Source organism: Bradyrhizobium sp. Leaf396, assembly GCF_001424605.1.
GTDB classification, from domain to species: Bacteria; Pseudomonadota; Alphaproteobacteria; order Rhizobiales; family Xanthobacteraceae; genus Bradyrhizobium; species Bradyrhizobium japonicum_C.
Genome location: NZ_LMQJ01000023.1, coordinates 305,244 through 320,948, shown reverse-complemented (window position 1 = coordinate 320,948; position 15,705 = coordinate 305,244). Strand labels below are relative to the sequence as shown.

The following is a 15,705-nucleotide window of genomic DNA, read 5'->3' as shown; positions in this document are numbered from 1 at the left end:
CATGCGCTGGTTGAAGTTCACCGCCTCGGGCAGGACCTCCTGGGGAATTATCGAAGGCGAGCAGGTCGTCGCTGTTGACGGTGATCCCTTCGGCGAATGGCGGCGCACGTCGCGCATCCTTCCGCTGTCCCAGGTGAAGATCGAGCTGCCACTGATCCCGCGAACCTTCTATTGCGTCGGGCTGAATTACCTCAGGCACCTGAAGGAGGCCGCGGACAAGCGCGGCGAGGTGCCGGCAGTCCCCGACCGTCCCGAGATCGGCTATCGCGCACAGAACGCGCTGATCGCCCATGGCGAGGACGTCGTGATCCCCTCCTTCGCGACGGACAAGATCCACTATGAAGGCGAGCTTGTCGTGGTGATCGGCAAGAAGGTCAAGCATCTCACCGAAGCGAATGCGATGGATTGCGTGTTCGGCTACACCATCGGCAACGACGTCAGCGAACGCAACTGGCAGAAGGCGGATCGCGGCCTGTGGCGCTCGAAGAACGCCGATACGTTCAAGCCGATGGGCCCGTGGATCGAGACGGACGCCGATCTCGACAAGATGGAGACCATCGTCCGGGTCAACGGCCGCGAGACCAACCGCTTCCACACCAACGACATGATCTTCGGCGTGGTGCCCTTCCTGGTCGAGCTGACCAAGTACTTTACGCTCTGGCCCGGCGATGTGATCTGGATGGGTACCGACGGCGCCTCGCCGGATATCAAGCACGGCGACGTCGTGGAGGTCGAGATCACAGGCGTTGGCACGCTGCGGAACAGGTTCGTGCGGGAGGGGCGGTAGGCGCTAGTCCTTCGACGAAATGAGGCTCTTGGGCAAGATGGCTGCCTCGGTCCGGTTACGGACCTTCAGCTTCCGCATGATATGGCGGAGGTGGACCTTGACCGTATGCTCGCTCATGTTGAGCTCATAGGCAATCTGCTTATTGGCTTTGCCATGACGGATTGCCTCGAGAACGGCGGTCTGTCGTTCTGTAAGCGTTACTTGCGGCTTGACCGGGGCAGGCGGTGGCTCACGATCAACGAAGCTGCTCGCGGGAACGAAGATCCCTCCGGCCTCGACCAGCCGCACCGCTTCCACGGCGACATTGAACGGGAGATTGCTGGGGATGTATCCACGCGCTCCACGCTTCAAGGTTCGAACAATGTGATCGACATCATCTACGTCCGACACGACAACAAAGGACGTTTTGCCGGTCGCGCTATCCAGACTCTGGAGATCATTCAAGCTCGATGCGTCTCCGGACTCAACCACGATGATGACGACTGCCGGCGCCGAAGCCAGCGGCTCCGTAGAACCACGCCAGTCCTCTACGCTCGCAAACGAATAGACGTGATGATCCTGGTATGAAACCTCGAGGCAGCGGGCGAAACAATCTCGAAATACGGCACGTGGATGAATCACCACGATCGTAGGCTTCAGCTTCGAGGCAATCGTGGCTTCCGGCTGCTCGAAGTCGAATCCATTGGGAGCGCCGCGCTCAACCGCTTCCGGCGACTCGTCCGAGAACGGATCGCCACCACGCACCCTTTTCGAGCCCCGAATGAGCTGCCGCGAGCTCGACGCAGGAGAGAGCGGAATCTCAATCGGCGCAGAGAAGCATACCTCCTCCGCAAAGTGACCGACGGCATCATCATCATCGGCTCCGCCATCGCCTGACGGTGGCGCAATCAAATGGCTTTCTGAAAGTGACCGCAGGGAAGGCTGCGAACTCAAATGCAACAAATTACGCACGATGCTACCCTCTTGTAATGATTACCCCGCCTGATCTAAAATTTTCTTGGTAGCTTTGAATGAAATAATGTTTGCATTTATCATATCTGCCCACCATGCACAACTCACAGTTATTCAAAGTCAGCAGCGGCCCGACGTCACAGCTGATCGCGACAGCCGACCGGGTCATTCGCGCGCGCACAAATATAGGCATCGAAGCATTGCGACCATGCCTCTCGAACATCCTCCCGTTGCGCCACCGGACTATCAAGCAAAGTATCGACGAGCGGCACACCCGCTCCTTCCAGCATTTCTTTCGTACTGAACAAAACGAGAGCGAACGCCGCCGCATTGTGACAGCCTAGCTCGAAGTCACGATCGCGGCCCTTGTTCAACAGCATGAAACGCTCCGCAATCCCGCTATCTCGAACGGACGTAATATCGTGCCAAGCTCCGTGTTGAATACGGAAGAGCGCACGTTCAGAGAACTCTCCACCCTCGACCCTTGCGACGACGCTAATAAGCATAACGACAAGACCAGTGATGTAGGGATCCGACCAGACGGCCTCGCTGATCCCGCCAAGACGCGCGCGGCTTTGCTCGACGATCGGCACGAGCATATCGGCCGCAGCCTTGCGGGCTCTTCGGACCCGAACCGTGTCCCGCACCCAATGCCACATCTTCAACCCCGCTGCTTGTTGCAGCGCGAAGACCTCTACCGATCTCGCCAGCGTCTTGCCCGTTCGCAGACCCTCTCGTATATTTCGATCGCATTCATTCTGAGCGCGCTGTACGTGTTGCGTAGGAGCGAGCCCTGAACCATGCCGTCCGGTCGACTTCCATCCAAACCCGATTTCGACGCGATCGCAGCCGCAGCTCCCGCCTCGGCCGATCGGCGCACGCTGATCCTGGCGCTGATCGGAAACCTGGTCTCCAGCTGGTCGAACAATGAGAGCCTGTTCATCTATGTGCTCATGATCCTGCTGCGGACCGATCAGGCCTCCGCTGCACTGACCTTCGCAACTCTCAACACCACGCGAGCCCGGCTCGACCTCATACAGAGGCTTGCGAAGATCACGATAAAGGACAAGCAGCTCAACGTCGCCCTCACGAAGGTGATCGAGCGGTTCAATGAAACTACTCAAATCCGCAACGAATTCAACCATTGTATGTACATCGTGGATTCTACCGGACAGATCACCTCTACTCAGTCGATGCGCATCTCGCAGAGCAAGAATGGCCTGCAGTTCGGAGAAAGAAAGCCGATGGATGACGCTCGGCTCAAGAGCATGGTCAACGCCACGAAGGACATGACCCGCATTAACCGGGAGATCTGGGATCTGCTGCCCCGGCTTGAAAGCCATATCCGTTCGACGGATGCCGCGCGTTGATCTTCCGGCCGCCCCAGCTGAACCGGTCGCCTTTCACGACTATGCCGACCTCTGCCGCAGACCGCGCCGACGTTGCTGCTGCAACGCTTACGTGCGGCCCCACTCGACCGATCGAGTGATGCAGTAACGGGCTCTCTACTCCTTTGGGTCATGCCCCTCCCCCAAAAGGGTTAGCGACACGCGTGTGACGACCTACATCAATAGACAGGGCAGACGCATACGAACAGCTTGTTGCGACGCCTTCTTCGCGGCCGTGCGATAGCACGAATGTGCAACTAGCCAATCAATCCGACCCGAGCAACGTTGAGCCTGCGAAGTCTCGTGAATGATCGCGGGAGGGTCGCAGCCGGAACATCCGGCTTCAATCGCATCGTAGTCTTGGTCGTCGCAGACGCAGAAGATCAGCGATCTCCAGAACGACGATGCTCCTTAATCCAGCAGGAGTTCGTCATGAGCTATCCCAAGAAGAAGTACGATCCGGATCAGGACCAGGATCAAGAGCAGGACCAGAAGCAAGCCAACCTGCAAGGCCAGCTGCAAGGTCAGCTTCAGGGCCAAGGTCAGGGGCAGGCGCAAGGTCAAGCCCAGCTTGCCGTTCAGTCGCTCGACTCCAAGAGTGAGAACGAGAACGAGAACGACAACGACAACAGCAACGAGAACAAGAACGAGAACGAGAACTCGATCGACAACAAGGTCGACAACAAGCTGGCCAACAGTGTCGACAATGACGTCGACAACGAGATCGAGAACAAGGTCGAGAATACCGTCGACACCAAGGTCAACGTCGAGGTTGACGTCGATATCGATCTCGATCTCAAGGCCGACGGCCTGAGCAGCCCCGTGATCGACCTGTCGTGCCTGAGCGACGTCAAGGGCTCGGTCATCATGCCCGACGTGGTTGACCAGAAGCTGGACGGCAATGGCAACCAGTTCAATATCGACCAGGTCAACAACCTGATCGACAACGACTGGAACCGCTCGTCGGTCGACTACGACGGCAAGGGCGGCGAGTTCAGGATGGACGCCAAGGCCGAGGGCGGCGACGTCAAGATGCATTCCGACATCGAGGACGTGATCGGCGATTCGGCAAGTGGCGTCACTGCGTCTGCCGACGCTGCCATCAGCCAGGAAGCCTTCAACCAGACCATCACGCAGGGTGCGAACATCCAGTTCAACAGCATCACGATGAGTGTGGCAGGCAACGACCTCCAGGACAGCCACGATCTCGGCTGACACGTGACGCGACCCGCGCGGCGCCTGCCGCGCGGGACTTTTTGGCCGGCATATTTGCAACGACCGTGATTCATTTAAGCTCCGCGCTTCCCTTGCGCGAGATTTTTTGGCTCGTGGGCCTGTGACGGGAGGCTCTCATGGTTCCTGGCGGAATCACCGAACTGGTTTGGCATTTCATCGCCCACCTGCGCATCACCGACGATATTGCACGCGATCGCACGGCCTACGAAGGGCCTGCCCTTCCGAAGCCGCTGGACGACTACAAGACGCCGCGGCCGGATTTCGATCGCGACCACGATCTCGATGCATTCGATACGACGCCGATCGGTCCTCCCGTCATCCGACTCCTTGACGATCACATCCTTTCCAAGCTGCCGCAGGTGAGATCGCAGGGTATCCCAATCGACGATGATCTCGATCTGCCGACGAGGCTGCCTGCAACGCCGATATTCCGCCCCGGCGCCGGCGGTGGCGGCGGCGGCTCGGACCATGAGATCAAGGTGATCCACGAGCCCGGCGGCGAACAGGGCCAAATCCAGATACGTCAGCTCAACGGAATGCTGGACAATGACATATCCCTCCAAGGCAGCTTCGGGAGCGGCGACACGGGAGTGCTCTCTGCCCAGGCCGCGCAAATCAGCGCGCAGGCGGCTTCACTCCTGCAACATATGGCGGATGACGCCAATGGGCAGATCCCGAGCCAATGGTGGATTCCCCAGAACGGTGCAGGAGTGACCGCCTTCGTCCAGGATTTCGACAACGGCCAAGTCGCGCACGATGGCACCGTCAACGCCAATTCCGTTGTGCCCGGATACTATCTCAATGGCGAACTTCAGACGCCCGCCCCAGAGCCCCCCTCTCCAGAGCTCGGCAGGCCCGCCGATCCAGACACAGGAAACGGCCTTGGCCTTTGGGCCGAGGCAGGCGGCAACGTCAGCTTCAACGGCGCCATGATCGTTGATCTCAGCGAGTCCGGCCGATCCATGATCGTGAAGGGGGACTATTTCCATACCAACGCGATCTTCCAGACCAACTCGTTGATGGACGAGGACCAAATCGCAGCTTCGCAAGCCGAAGACGGATCGATGACCGCGGGAGACGACATCACCGACAACATTGCCGACTTCATCCAGCACCCCGGCGTCTACAGCCTGATGCCGGCGACCTATGCGGGACCGAACTGGCATGTCGATGTCGTCAACGGCGACTACTACAACGTTCAGACCCTCGTGCAGATGAACTATCTGCTCGACAATGACGTAATCGTCCAGACGGGCGGCAGCAATCACTATGACCTGATCTCTGGAGAGAACGAACAGGGGAATCTCGCACAGATCTTCAATGGCAGCTTCCATTACGATCTGATCATCGTTGCCGGCGCCTATCACGGCATGAACGTGATCTTCCAGAACAACATTCTCCTGGACAATGACGCCGTCACCCAGCTCGCCAAAGGCGACGAGCAGACGCAATCACTCGCTGCGGGCCAGAACGAGCTCCTGAACGCGGCCACCATCGAGACGTTCGGTAACGACAATTTCCTGCCGCTCACCCCGGGCTTGGAGAGCCTCGTTGCCGCACTCGCAAACGGCATACCCGGACTGGATCCGGAAACCGGAACGTTGCTCCCGGGGACGGGTGGGACCTTCGAGGTCCTCTACATTACCGGCGACTACTACGACATCAATGCGGTCTGGCAGACCAACGTGGTCTCGGACGTCGATGTGCTGCTTCAGCTTCTCGAGCGTCCGTCGGACGCCGCGCAACAACTTCATCCCGGCGACGATGGCGCTCAGGTCGCCAGCACGGGCGCGAACATGCTGACCAACGACGCAGCCATCGTCGATGTCGGACCGACAGACGCCTATGTCGGCGGCCAGGTCTATGGCGACACGATTCTGGTCCAGGCAAACCTGCTGCCGACCGACGCCGACCCCGCTCTCGCCAGGGATACCCAAACATTGGTGTCCGAGCTCGTGGCATTCGTGACCGACGCGCAGGACGAGGAGCAGCAGGCGCCACCAGCGCCGCCCCCACCGCCCTGCGACGACGCCATCTCCAACGTCATGCACTAGAACGCAGGCGAACCAGAAGCATCGGTTGAATGGCGGATACAGGAGGGCGGTCAATGGGTTGGGGCAGCGAGGAGAAGCGCGATCTCGCGCGCGACATCGAAGACAGCACCTCTGCCGACGGAGATACCGCCAGAGTTCTCACGTTTCCCGGCCGTCCCCACGGCCGAGAAAGCCGCAGCGACGCATCGATCGTTTCTCCGTTGCCCGGAGAGCGACCGCAGCCCCCAAGCCCGGACGCAATGCCCCCTACCCCCACGTCCGGAACCGTGTCCGCTGCGACACCCACGCCCGCCTCCGCCGCAAGACTGGAGCAGCCAGCCGTTCAACAACCCCGAGGAACGCCTGCGCGCAGCGACGCGCGCGGGACGACCGATAAGGCGTCGATCGGCAACGGCTCGGCCAGCCCAGCTCCGCCCGGCGGAGGCGGCGGCGGAGCCGCAAGCGGCGGCGGACGCGGCAATGGCGGCGGCTCACAGCCCTTACACAAACGATCCGGGGACAACGAGTTCCGTGACGTGCTCGGCAAGGGGCTCTCCGGCGCGCGGCGCAATCTCGTCACCGTCGGAATCTTCTCGGTAATGGTCAATCTGCTCGTACTCGCGATCCCCGTCTATCTCTTCAACATGTCGGACCGGGTGCTGACCAGCCGCAGCACAGACACTCTTGTGATGCTGACCATGATCGTCGTCGCCGCGATCGCCGCTCACGTGCTGATGGACGTGCTTCGCCGCATCATCCTGATGCGCGTCGCCGTGGACACGGAAGCGCGGCTCGGCGGCCCGGTGCTGAGTGCCGCAGCAAAGGCGGCGCAAACCGGATCAAGCCGTGAGTTCCAGACCCTTGCCGATCTCCAGCACCTGCGTTCGTTCATCACCGGTCCGGTGTTGCTCACCATGTTCGATGCTCCCGTGACCCCGATCTACTTCGCCGTCGTCTTTCTTGTTCACCCCCATCTCGGGCTGATCGTGCTGTCCTCGGGCGTGCTGTTGATGGGTGTCGCCTTGCTCAATCAGAGAATCACGGCGATGCCATTCACGCGGGCCAACGCCTACGGAACGCGGGCAAATCTGCAGGCCGAGGCCATGGCGCGCAACGCCCAGGTCATCAACGCGATGGGGATGATCCCGGAGGGCGTTCTCGTCTGGGGACGCGAGACCGTCGAGTCACTGAAGGAACAGGTCATTGCACAGGATCTCAACATCCTGATGACCGGGATCTCCAAGTTCCTGCGACTTTGCACGCAGATCGCGATTCTTGGCTGGGGCGCCTGGCTTGCCCTCGAAGGCCAGCTGACCGGCGGCATGATCATCGCAGGCTCGATCGTCGCCAGTCGCGCCCTCGCTCCGCTCGAAGGCACGATCGAGGGTTGGCGCAACTTCGTTCAGGCGCGATCCGCTTACAGCCGGGTGAAAGCTCTGCTCCAGAGCTCTCCGCTCAATCTCGACCGGCTGCGCCTGCCGCGCCCACAGGGGCACCTCAGCGTCGAGCGAATTCTCTACGTTCCGCCGCCAACGAAGAAGGTCATCCTGAATGGCATCAGCTTCCAGCTCGAGCCGGGCGAGTCGCTGGCCATCGTCGGCGACTCCGGCGCCGGAAAGACCATGCTGGCCCGCATGCTCGTCGGCTCGATCATCCCGACCGCAGGCAATGTGCGACTGGACATGATGGACCTGCGCAACTGGGATCCGAGGCAATTCGGCGAGAGTTGCGGATATCTCCCGCAGGACGTTCAGCTCTTTCCGGCCTCGATCAAGGCCAACATCGCGCGGATGCGCGAGGATGCGATCGACGCCGACATCTTCGATGCAGCCGAGCTCGCCGACGTCCACGAAATGATCTCCAGCTTTGCACAGGGGTACGAGACCATCGTCGGGATGGACGGAAGTCCCCTGTCCGGCGGTCAGAGGCAGCGCATCGGGCTCGCCCGCGCGTTCTACGGCAATCCCCGCCTCATGGTGCTCGACGAGCCGAACTCAAATCTCGACGCCAGTGGTGAACGCGCTCTGGCCAAGGCTCTCCTGCGCGCCAAGGATCGCGGGATCACGGTGGTCACCGTGACGCAACGGGCCGCCCTCCTGAGAAGCGTCGACAAGATCATGATCCTGAGCAGCGGAGCCGTTCAGGCCTTCGGCACGAGGGACGAGATCATTCCACTCATCACCGGACGGAAGCCGAACGGCGGCGACGGTCCACCCTTGCTGAATTCCTAGAGCATGATCGGACTGTCCAATGTCGAAGGACCTTGTTCTCCGTCAACAACCGCCCGAAGCTGCCTGGTACGCGAATTTGCCCCGTTCGACGCGGCTTCCTACCATCGCGGGCATCATCGTGATGACAGTGATGCTATGCGGCTTTGGCGTCTGGGGCAATGTCGCTCCCATTGCCGGCGCCGTGGTCGCCTCCGGCGTGTTCGTCGCCACGGGCCAGAACAAGATCATTCAGCATCTCGAGGGTGGGGTGATCCGCACCATCCATGTGCGGGAGGGCGATCTGGTCGAGCAGAAGCAACTCCTCGTCGAACTCGATGACACCGTCCCTCGCGCGGAGCTGCGGCGTTTGTACCTGCGCAGCCTGCGCCTGAGCGCGATCGATGCCAGGCTCCAGGCGGAGATGCGCGAGGATGCAGAGATTCAATTTCCGGATTCGGTTCTCTCGGCCACAAGCGATCCGGAAATTTCGCAGATCATCGAAAGTCAGAAACTCACCTTCATCGCACGCAGGAACAATCTGAATAGCGACATTGCCGGCATCGAGGAGGGCATCAACGCCCTCAGCGAGCGTATTCAGGGCTCAAATGTGCAGCTCGATGGCGTGCGGCGTCAAATCGCTCTGCTGGACGACGAGATCGAGACCAAGCGGTACCTGCTGCAGACGGGCCTCGTTCGCAAGCCTGAACTGCTGGTTCTGCAGCGCACAAAGGCCAATCTCGAGGGCGAGATCGGTCGCATCCTCGGCGAAATCGGCGACGCCAAGGAGCGCATCGCGCGTTCCAAGGAGCAAATCAACGGCGTGCGCAAAACCGCGATCAAGGTCGCCGTGGAGCAGATGCACGAGGTGCGGGGAGAGCTTGCGGATGTACGCGAGCGCATGCTCGCCGCCCAAGGCGTATTGGACCGCATTCGGATCACCGCCCCCGTCAAGGGAGTCGTGGTCAAGCTGCGCTATCACACCCAGGGTGGCGTGGTCGAGCCCAGCAAGACCATCATGGAAATCCTGCCTCTTCAGGAAGAGCTGATCATCGAGGCTCGGGTTCGGCCGCAGGACATTGACACCATGAAGAACGGACAGCACGCGATGGTCCGCCTGACCGCGCTCAACCAGCGGATTACGCCGATGATCTCAGGCGACGTGATCTACTTGTCCGCGGACACGCTCGCCGACGAGCGCAAATCGCAGCAGGTCGGACCAACCGACATCTACATCGTGCGGGTGAAGCTCAACAGGAACGAAGCGATGGCAATCCCCGATTTCAGCCCGACACCGGGTATGCCGGTCGAGGTCTACATCAAGACCCACGAGCGGACTTTCTTCCAATACATCGCGAAGCCGATCCACGACAGCATGATGCGGGCATTCCGGGAGCGGTAACGACGGGAGTCCCAGGTCAATTCGTAGCCAACTGATAGAGTGAGGGCACTGTGCACATCGATCTGATAGAGACGTTCGATGACTTCGAGCGTATCGAGGACAACTGGAACGCGGTGTATGATGCGGACCCTGACGCGCAGCTCTTTCTGTCCTGGAAATGGTTGGCTGGATGGCTTCGGCAGATTGCGGGGCCTTGGCTGATCCTGGCCGCCCGCGAGAGCGACGACGACGGCGCTCCGTATGTCGCTTTTTGGCCGTTGCGGACCTACTTCAAGTCAACCGATGGGAAGTTCCGCAACGAGCTCAACATGGCCGGCAATTTCTCTGCTGATTATACCGGCATCCTGTGCGCGTCTCGCTTCGAAAGCCAGGCGATCCCGGCTTTCGCAAGACAGCTCAAGCGCATGAATTGGGCGCGCGTGAACCTCGACAATATTCGCCTGTCCGGGACACGTTATCGCCTGCTCATGGCGCATTTCCCGAAGGCGAAGTTTCAGCACGACGAGGTCAACCGGATCAACAAGGTCGACGGCATCGACAACAACGTATGCCCGTTCGCTTCGCTTCCGGCCGACTGGGACGCTTACCTCGCCGGCCTGAGCGCCAATACGAGGCAAAAGATCAGGCGCCTGCTCAAGCTGGTGGACGCTCCGGGAGAGTTTCGCATCACCGAGGCAACGGCCGAGACGATCGATCGCGATCTCAATACGCTTCTCCAGCTCTGGGAAACAAAATGGCGGCCGCGCAAGGGTGGTCTCGTCGACAAGCTCGTTCGTTCAAACCGCGCCATGCTGACCACGAGCTTCAGGTCCGGCCTGCTGTTCTTGCCGACATTGTGGCAGAATGATCGCCCACTTGCGGCCCTTGCCACCCTGATCGACCGGAGAAAACGCAGCTTCCTGTTCTACATGACGGGCCGTGACGAAAGCCATGACGGACCGCCGGCCGGAGTGATCCTGCATGCCTACAGCATTCGCCGGGCCATCGCCGACGGTTTCGCGGAGTATGACTTTCTGCGTGGAAATGAACCCTACAAGTATTCGTTCGGGGTCAAGGAACGGCGCATTCGCAGTGTCACCATCAGCACGAGAAACGGCCTCAATCTCGGTGGCCGGCTCGACCGGAGAACCCTCGGTGATGCCCTCGAAGAGGCGACCAGGCTACACCAGGCCGTCAAGCTCGCCGATGCGGAGCGCGGCTACCGGCAAATCCTCGACGTCGAGCCAGGAAATCCGGACGCGATCCACCGCCTCGGCCAGCTCTATGCCACGCGCGGAAATCACGTTGCGGCAAGGCGATTGTTCAAGCTGCTGACGGCGATCAAGCCCGAGACGCACAAGTCCTGGTTCTGTCTCGCGCAGTCCTGCGAGGCTCTCAACGAGCATATGGAAGCCGCCCGCAATTACCGGGAAGTCATCAGGCTGAAGCCTGATGCGCCCGACGCATTCAGCGCGCTCGGGAGAGTTCTGGTCAAGCTCGGGCTCGTTCGGGATTTCGACGAAGCGCTCGCCGTGGTTCTCGGCGAAGCCGAACAGCAATGCGACAGGCCGGAACGTGCGACGCGCATGCTGCCCACCAGAGACACAAGGGACGCGCGTTAGACGCCGACATCAGTCAGGTTCAAAACGGCAGCTCCACACTCGTCTTGATCTCCTTCAGGACCACGTTGCTGCGGACGTAGCGGATGCCGGGGATGCGGAACATGAACTCGTCAAGAAACCTGTTGTAGGCGGCCATGTCCTGCACGACGACACGCAGATGATAATCGGCATCGCCCGTCGTCGCAAAGCACTCCAGCACCTCGCGGCGCTTGGTGACCCTGGCCACGAACTCATCGACGAACTTCGCATCGTGCCGCTCCAATGACACGTGGAGGATGGCGGACATTGCAAAGCCCGCCTGCTCGCGAGCGACCAGCGCCGCATAGCCCTGGATGACGCCGCTGTCCTCAAGCGCTCGCACCCGGCGCCAGCAGGCCGAGGTGGACATGCCGACTTCATCAGCCAGCTGCTGGTTTGTGGCACGGCCGTCCTTCTGGAGATGCGCGAGAATCCGCGTGTCCTGCTCTTCGATCATGAAAGCCCCCAACCGACCTGGAAGAACCTACCACAATTAGGCCGTTGACGCAAAACTCTACCGAAATGACAGATCAAATCGGTGAGATAGGTAAGATCTACCGGCTGCGCGGGCGTAACCTTCCACCATCGGGCAGGATGCCGCGCGAGGTCCGTCATGGACGCAATTTCATCACTCGACACCTACGAGCTCTCCGACCGCTACGACCGTGAGGAGGGCCGCGTCTTTCTCACCGGCACGCAGGCCATCGTCCGCATCGCGCTCGATCAGGCACTCAGAGACCGTGCGGCCCGCCTCAACACGGCCGGATTCATCTCCGGCTATCGCGGTTCGCCGCTCGGCGGCATCGATCAAGAGCTCTGGCGCATCCAGGAACGGCTCAAGCGGGACCGCATCGAATTTCTTCCGGCCGTCAACGAAGACCTCGCGGCAACCGCAGTGCTCGGCTCGCAGCAGGTCGAAACGCAAGCCGACCGCGAGGTCGATGGCGTGTTCGGCCTCTGGTACGGCAAGGGCCCAGGGGTCGACCGCTCGGGCGATGCGCTCAAGCACGGCAACGCCTACGGCTCCTCGCCGCAGGGCGGCGTGCTGGTGGTCGCCGGTGACGACCATGGTTGCGTGTCCTCCTCGATGCCGCACCAGTCCGACGTCGCCTTCATGAGCTGGCTCATGCCGACGCTGCACCCCGCAAGCGTCGGCGAATATCTCGCTTTCGGCGAATATGGCTACGCGCTGAGCCGCTTTTCCGGCATGTGGGTCGGCTTCAAGGCGATCTCGGAGATCGTGGAGTCCGGCGCTTCCGTCGCCCTGCGCCCCCCGCGCGCTTTTCTCGTGCCCGACTTCACGCCACCGCCCGGCGGCCTGCACTATCGCTGGCCCGACCTGCCGGGCCCACAGATCGAGGAACGGCTGGAGGCGAAGAAGCATGCGGTCTACGCCTTCGCCAAGGCCAATCCGATCGACCGCCACATCTACGACATTCCGGGTGCGACCTATGGCATCGTCACGACGGGCAAGGCGCATCTCGACTTGATGGAAGCGCTGCGCCTGATGGGCCTCGATGAAGCGGCTTGCCGCAACATCGGAATCGACATCTACAAAGTCGGCATGGTCTGGCCGCTGGCACTCCATGATGCGATGGATTTCGTGAAGGGCAAGCGCGAGATCCTGGTCGTGGAGGAGAAGCGCGGCATCATCGAGAGCCAGTTCAAGGAATACTTCTACGACTATCCGGGCAGCAAGCCCGAGCGCATGGTCGGCAAGCACGACGAGCAAGGAGCACGTCTCATCTCCTGGATCGGCGAATTGTCGCCGCGGGCGCTGGCGTCTGTGCTGGCGCGCCGGCTTGACCCGATGTTCCCGGGCCTCAATCTCGCGGCACGCGCCGCCGCCCTGATGCCGGAAGCGGCGCGCACGATCAATGTCGGCGGCGCGACCCGCACGCCCTATTTCTGCTCGGGCTGCCCGCACAACACGTCTACGAAGGTCCCGGAGGGATCGAAGGCGCTCGCCGGCATCGGCTGCCACTTCATGGCGAGCTGGATGGACCGCGAGACCTCTTCGCTGATCCAGATGGGCGGCGAGGGCGTGAACTGGGCGGCCTCGTCGCGCTTCACCGGCCGCAAGCATGTGTTCCAGAATCTCGGCGAAGGCACCTACTACCATTCCGGCTCGATGGCGATCCGGCAGGCGATCGCAGCAGGCGCCAACATCACCTACAAGATCCTGTTCAACGATGCCGTCGCGATGACCGGCGGCCAGCCGGTCGACGGCCCCGTCAGCGTACAAGCCATCGCGCATAGCGTCCGCGCCGAAGGCGTTGAGCGCATCGCACTGGTATCGGATGATCCCGCGCACTTCAGCCCGGCCGAGCTTCCGGCCGGCGTCACCATCCATCCGCGAGAGGAGATGAATGTCGTTCAGCGTGAGCTGCGCGAGGTTTCCGGCGTCTCGGTGCTGATCTATCAGCAGACCTGCGCTACCGAGAAGCGGCGGCGGCGCAAGCGCGGGCAGATGGCCGATCCCAGACGCTTCGCCTACATCAACGACCTCGTCTGCGAGGGTTGCGGCGACTGCTCGGTCGAGTCCAACTGCCTCAGCGTCGAGCCGAAGGAGACGCCGTTTGGCCGCAAGCGGCAGATCAACCTATCCGCATGCAACAAGGACTTTTCTTGTCTTAACGGCTTCTGCCCAAGTTTCGTCACGGTCGAAGGCGCCACGCGCCGGAAGAAGTCCGCAAGCCAGATCGATGCGATCGGCCGCGCGGCCGCTCTCACCCTTCCTGCGACCGCAACTCTCGATCGGCCCTACGATCTGCTGGTGACGGGCGTCGGAGGCACCGGCGTGATCACGGTGGGTGCGCTGATCGGCATCGCCGCTCATCTCGAACGCCGTGGCGTCTCGGTCCTGGATTTTACCGGCTTTGCGCAAAAGTTCGGTCCCGTGCTGAGCTACATCCGGCTTACCGCTTCGCCCGAAGCGCTGCACCAGGTCCGCATCGACCAGGGCGCGGCCGATGCGCTGATCGGCTGCGACCTTGTCGTCAGCTCCTCGCCGAAGGCATCAGGCACCTATCGTCGCGGCACGCGCGCCGCGGTCAATACCGCGGAGATGCCGACCGGCGACGTGGTCCGCTTCCGCGACGCCGATCTCGCCTCCCATGCCCGCTTGCGCGCGATCGGCCGCGTCATCGGCGAAGGCAATCTCGATACGATCAATGCGAATGCGCTGGCCGAACGGCTGCTCGGCGATTCCGTCTATGCCAATATCATCATGCTTGGCTTTGCCTGGCAGCGCGGCCTCGTTCCTGTCTCGCTGCAGGCGCTGCTGCGCGCGATCGAGCTCAATGGCGTCACCGTCGAACGCAACAAGCAGGCGTTCGCCTGGGGACGGATTGCAGCGGCCGATCCGGGTCTTTTGCCGAGCACGGATGATGCGCCGAAAGCCGAGACGCTCGACCATCTCATCGCCCGGCGCGCCGAGTTCCTCACGGCCTATCAGAATGCCGCCTATGCAACCCGCTACCGGGCGTTCGTCGCAAGAGTCCGCAATGCCGAAGCCAACGTGAACAGCGAGGCGCTGACCGAGACAGTGGCGCGCGCGCTGTTCAAGCTGATGGCCTACAAGGACGAATACGAGGTGGCGCGGCTGCACATGCAAAGCGGCTTCATGGACGAACTGAAGAACGAATTCGAAGATGGCTTCAGGATCCAGTATCACCTCGCGCCGCCGTTCCTGCCGTCGCGGCGCGATGCCCGTGGACGTCCGCGCAAACGCGCCTTCGGCCAATGGATCCAAATGCCGCTGGCGATGCTTGCACGCCTGAAGGCGCTGCGCGGAACGCTGTTCGATCCGTTCGGCTACACCCCGGAACGGCGCGCCGAGCGCGAACTGATCGGCTGGTATGAGGCGCTGATCGAGCGGATGCTCGGCCGGCTCGACACGGCGCCTCTTACGGACCTCGTCGCGATTGCAGCGGCTCCCATGGAGATCCGCGGCTATGGCCCGGTCAAGGATGCCGCCATCGGGAAGGTGAAGTCCGAAATCGAGCGACTGCTCGCCGAACTTCCCGCGCCGTTGCCGGCCAGGATGCGCGCAAACGGTTGACGTGGCGCCAGCGAGGCTT

Annotated in this window: 11 protein-coding genes; 8 read left to right on the top strand and 3 right to left on the bottom strand. The window is 61.5% G+C overall.

Translation table 11 applies throughout. From position 1 onward, the window contains the following. Position 1 precedes the first annotated feature (1 nt). Positions 2 to 787 (top strand): fumarylacetoacetate hydrolase family protein, encoded by a 786-nt coding sequence (locus ASG57_RS21655; protein ID WP_057197378.1) that lies wholly within the window; start codon positions 2 to 4, stop codon positions 785 to 787. Positions 788 to 790: 3 nt separating this feature from the next. Here the strand turns inward: ASG57_RS21655 and ASG57_RS21650 are convergent, their stop codons facing one another. Beyond that, positions 791 to 1,738, bottom strand: a complete 948-nt coding sequence (locus tag ASG57_RS21650) for a response regulator transcription factor (protein WP_230646529.1) — start codon at positions 1,736 to 1,738, stop codon at positions 791 to 793. Between the two features lie 137 nt (positions 1,739 to 1,875). Next, positions 1,876 to 2,337: a hypothetical protein gene (locus ASG57_RS21645; RefSeq protein WP_156402766.1), complete on the bottom strand. Its 462-nt coding sequence runs from the start codon at positions 2,335 to 2,337 to the stop codon at positions 1,876 to 1,878. A 201-nt stretch (positions 2,338 to 2,538) separates the two neighbouring features. Here ASG57_RS21645 and ASG57_RS21640 point away from each other — a divergent pair, with 201 nt between their 5' ends. The 6 genes from ASG57_RS21640 to ASG57_RS21615 all read left to right on the top strand — a co-directional run bounded on the left by ASG57_RS21640 (position 2,539) and on the right by ASG57_RS21615 (position 11,605). Continuing rightward, the gene (locus tag ASG57_RS21640) at positions 2,539 to 3,108 is read left to right on the top strand and encodes a hypothetical protein (RefSeq protein WP_024337471.1); all 570 of its coding nucleotides are present in this window, start codon (positions 2,539 to 2,541) and stop codon (positions 3,106 to 3,108) included. Between the two features lie 450 nt (positions 3,109 to 3,558). Beyond that, positions 3,559 to 4,341 carry a hypothetical protein gene (locus ASG57_RS21635; RefSeq protein ID WP_024337470.1) on the top strand — a complete coding sequence of 261 codons (783 nt, stop codon included), beginning with the start codon at positions 3,559 to 3,561 and terminating at the stop codon, positions 4,339 to 4,341. A 137-nt stretch (positions 4,342 to 4,478) separates the two neighbouring features. After that, on the top strand, positions 4,479 to 6,416 hold the full coding sequence (locus ASG57_RS21630) for a hypothetical protein (RefSeq protein WP_057197375.1): 1,938 nt from the start codon (positions 4,479 to 4,481) through the stop codon (positions 6,414 to 6,416). Between the two features lie 239 nt (positions 6,417 to 6,655). After that, positions 6,656 to 8,626, top strand: a complete 1,971-nt coding sequence (locus ASG57_RS21625; RefSeq protein ID WP_082529025.1) for a type I secretion system permease/ATPase — start codon at positions 6,656 to 6,658, stop codon at positions 8,624 to 8,626. Between the two features lie 19 nt (positions 8,627 to 8,645). After that, a complete protein-coding gene (locus ASG57_RS21620; RefSeq protein WP_063997012.1) occupies positions 8,646 to 10,004 on the top strand; it encodes an HlyD family type I secretion periplasmic adaptor subunit in 1,359 nt (452 codons plus the stop codon). Positions 10,005 to 10,054: 50 nt separating this feature from the next. Continuing rightward, positions 10,055 to 11,605 carry a GNAT family N-acetyltransferase gene (locus ASG57_RS21615; RefSeq protein ID WP_024337466.1) on the top strand — a complete coding sequence of 517 codons (1,551 nt, stop codon included), beginning with the start codon at positions 10,055 to 10,057 and terminating at the stop codon, positions 11,603 to 11,605. 19 nt (positions 11,606 to 11,624) lie between these two features. Here the strand turns inward: ASG57_RS21615 and ASG57_RS21610 are convergent, their stop codons facing one another. Beyond that, positions 11,625 to 12,080: an Lrp/AsnC family transcriptional regulator gene (locus tag ASG57_RS21610; RefSeq protein WP_024337465.1), complete on the bottom strand. Its 456-nt coding sequence runs from the start codon at positions 12,078 to 12,080 to the stop codon at positions 11,625 to 11,627. A gap of 156 nt (positions 12,081 to 12,236) precedes the next feature. On the opposite strand from ASG57_RS21610, the gene ASG57_RS21605 reads away from it, so the two are divergent. Next, complete coding sequence (locus tag ASG57_RS21605) at positions 12,237 to 15,686, top strand: indolepyruvate ferredoxin oxidoreductase family protein (protein ID WP_057197370.1); 3,450 nt, start codon at positions 12,237 to 12,239, stop codon at positions 15,684 to 15,686. Positions 15,687 to 15,705 lie beyond the last annotated feature (19 nt).

What these genes read in the sequence shown, in the direction of transcription:
- ASG57_RS21630 (WP_057197375.1), top strand. Translation starts at nt 4,479, where the DNA reads ATGGTTCCTGGCGGAATCACCGAACTGGTTTGGCATTTCATCGCCCAC.
- ASG57_RS21625 (WP_082529025.1), top strand. Translation starts at nt 6,656, where the DNA reads ATGCCCCCTACCCCCACGTCCGGAACCGTGTCCGCTGCGACACCCACG.
- ASG57_RS21620 (WP_063997012.1), top strand. Translation starts at nt 8,646, where the DNA reads ATGTCGAAGGACCTTGTTCTCCGTCAACAACCGCCCGAAGCTGCCTGG.
- ASG57_RS21640 (WP_024337471.1), top strand. Translation starts at nt 2,539, where the DNA reads ATGCCGTCCGGTCGACTTCCATCCAAACCCGATTTCGACGCGATCGCA.
- ASG57_RS21610 (WP_024337465.1), bottom strand. Translation starts at nt 12,080, where the DNA reads ATGATCGAAGAGCAGGACACGCGGATTCTCGCGCATCTCCAGAAGGAC.
- ASG57_RS21645 (WP_156402766.1), bottom strand. Translation starts at nt 2,337, where the DNA reads ATGCTCGTGCCGATCGTCGAGCAAAGCCGCGCGCGTCTTGGCGGGATC.
- ASG57_RS21605 (WP_057197370.1), top strand. Translation starts at nt 12,237, where the DNA reads ATGGACGCAATTTCATCACTCGACACCTACGAGCTCTCCGACCGCTAC.
- ASG57_RS21635 (WP_024337470.1), top strand. Translation starts at nt 3,559, where the DNA reads ATGAGCTATCCCAAGAAGAAGTACGATCCGGATCAGGACCAGGATCAA.
- ASG57_RS21655 (WP_057197378.1), top strand. Translation starts at nt 2, where the DNA reads ATGCGCTGGTTGAAGTTCACCGCCTCGGGCAGGACCTCCTGGGGAATT.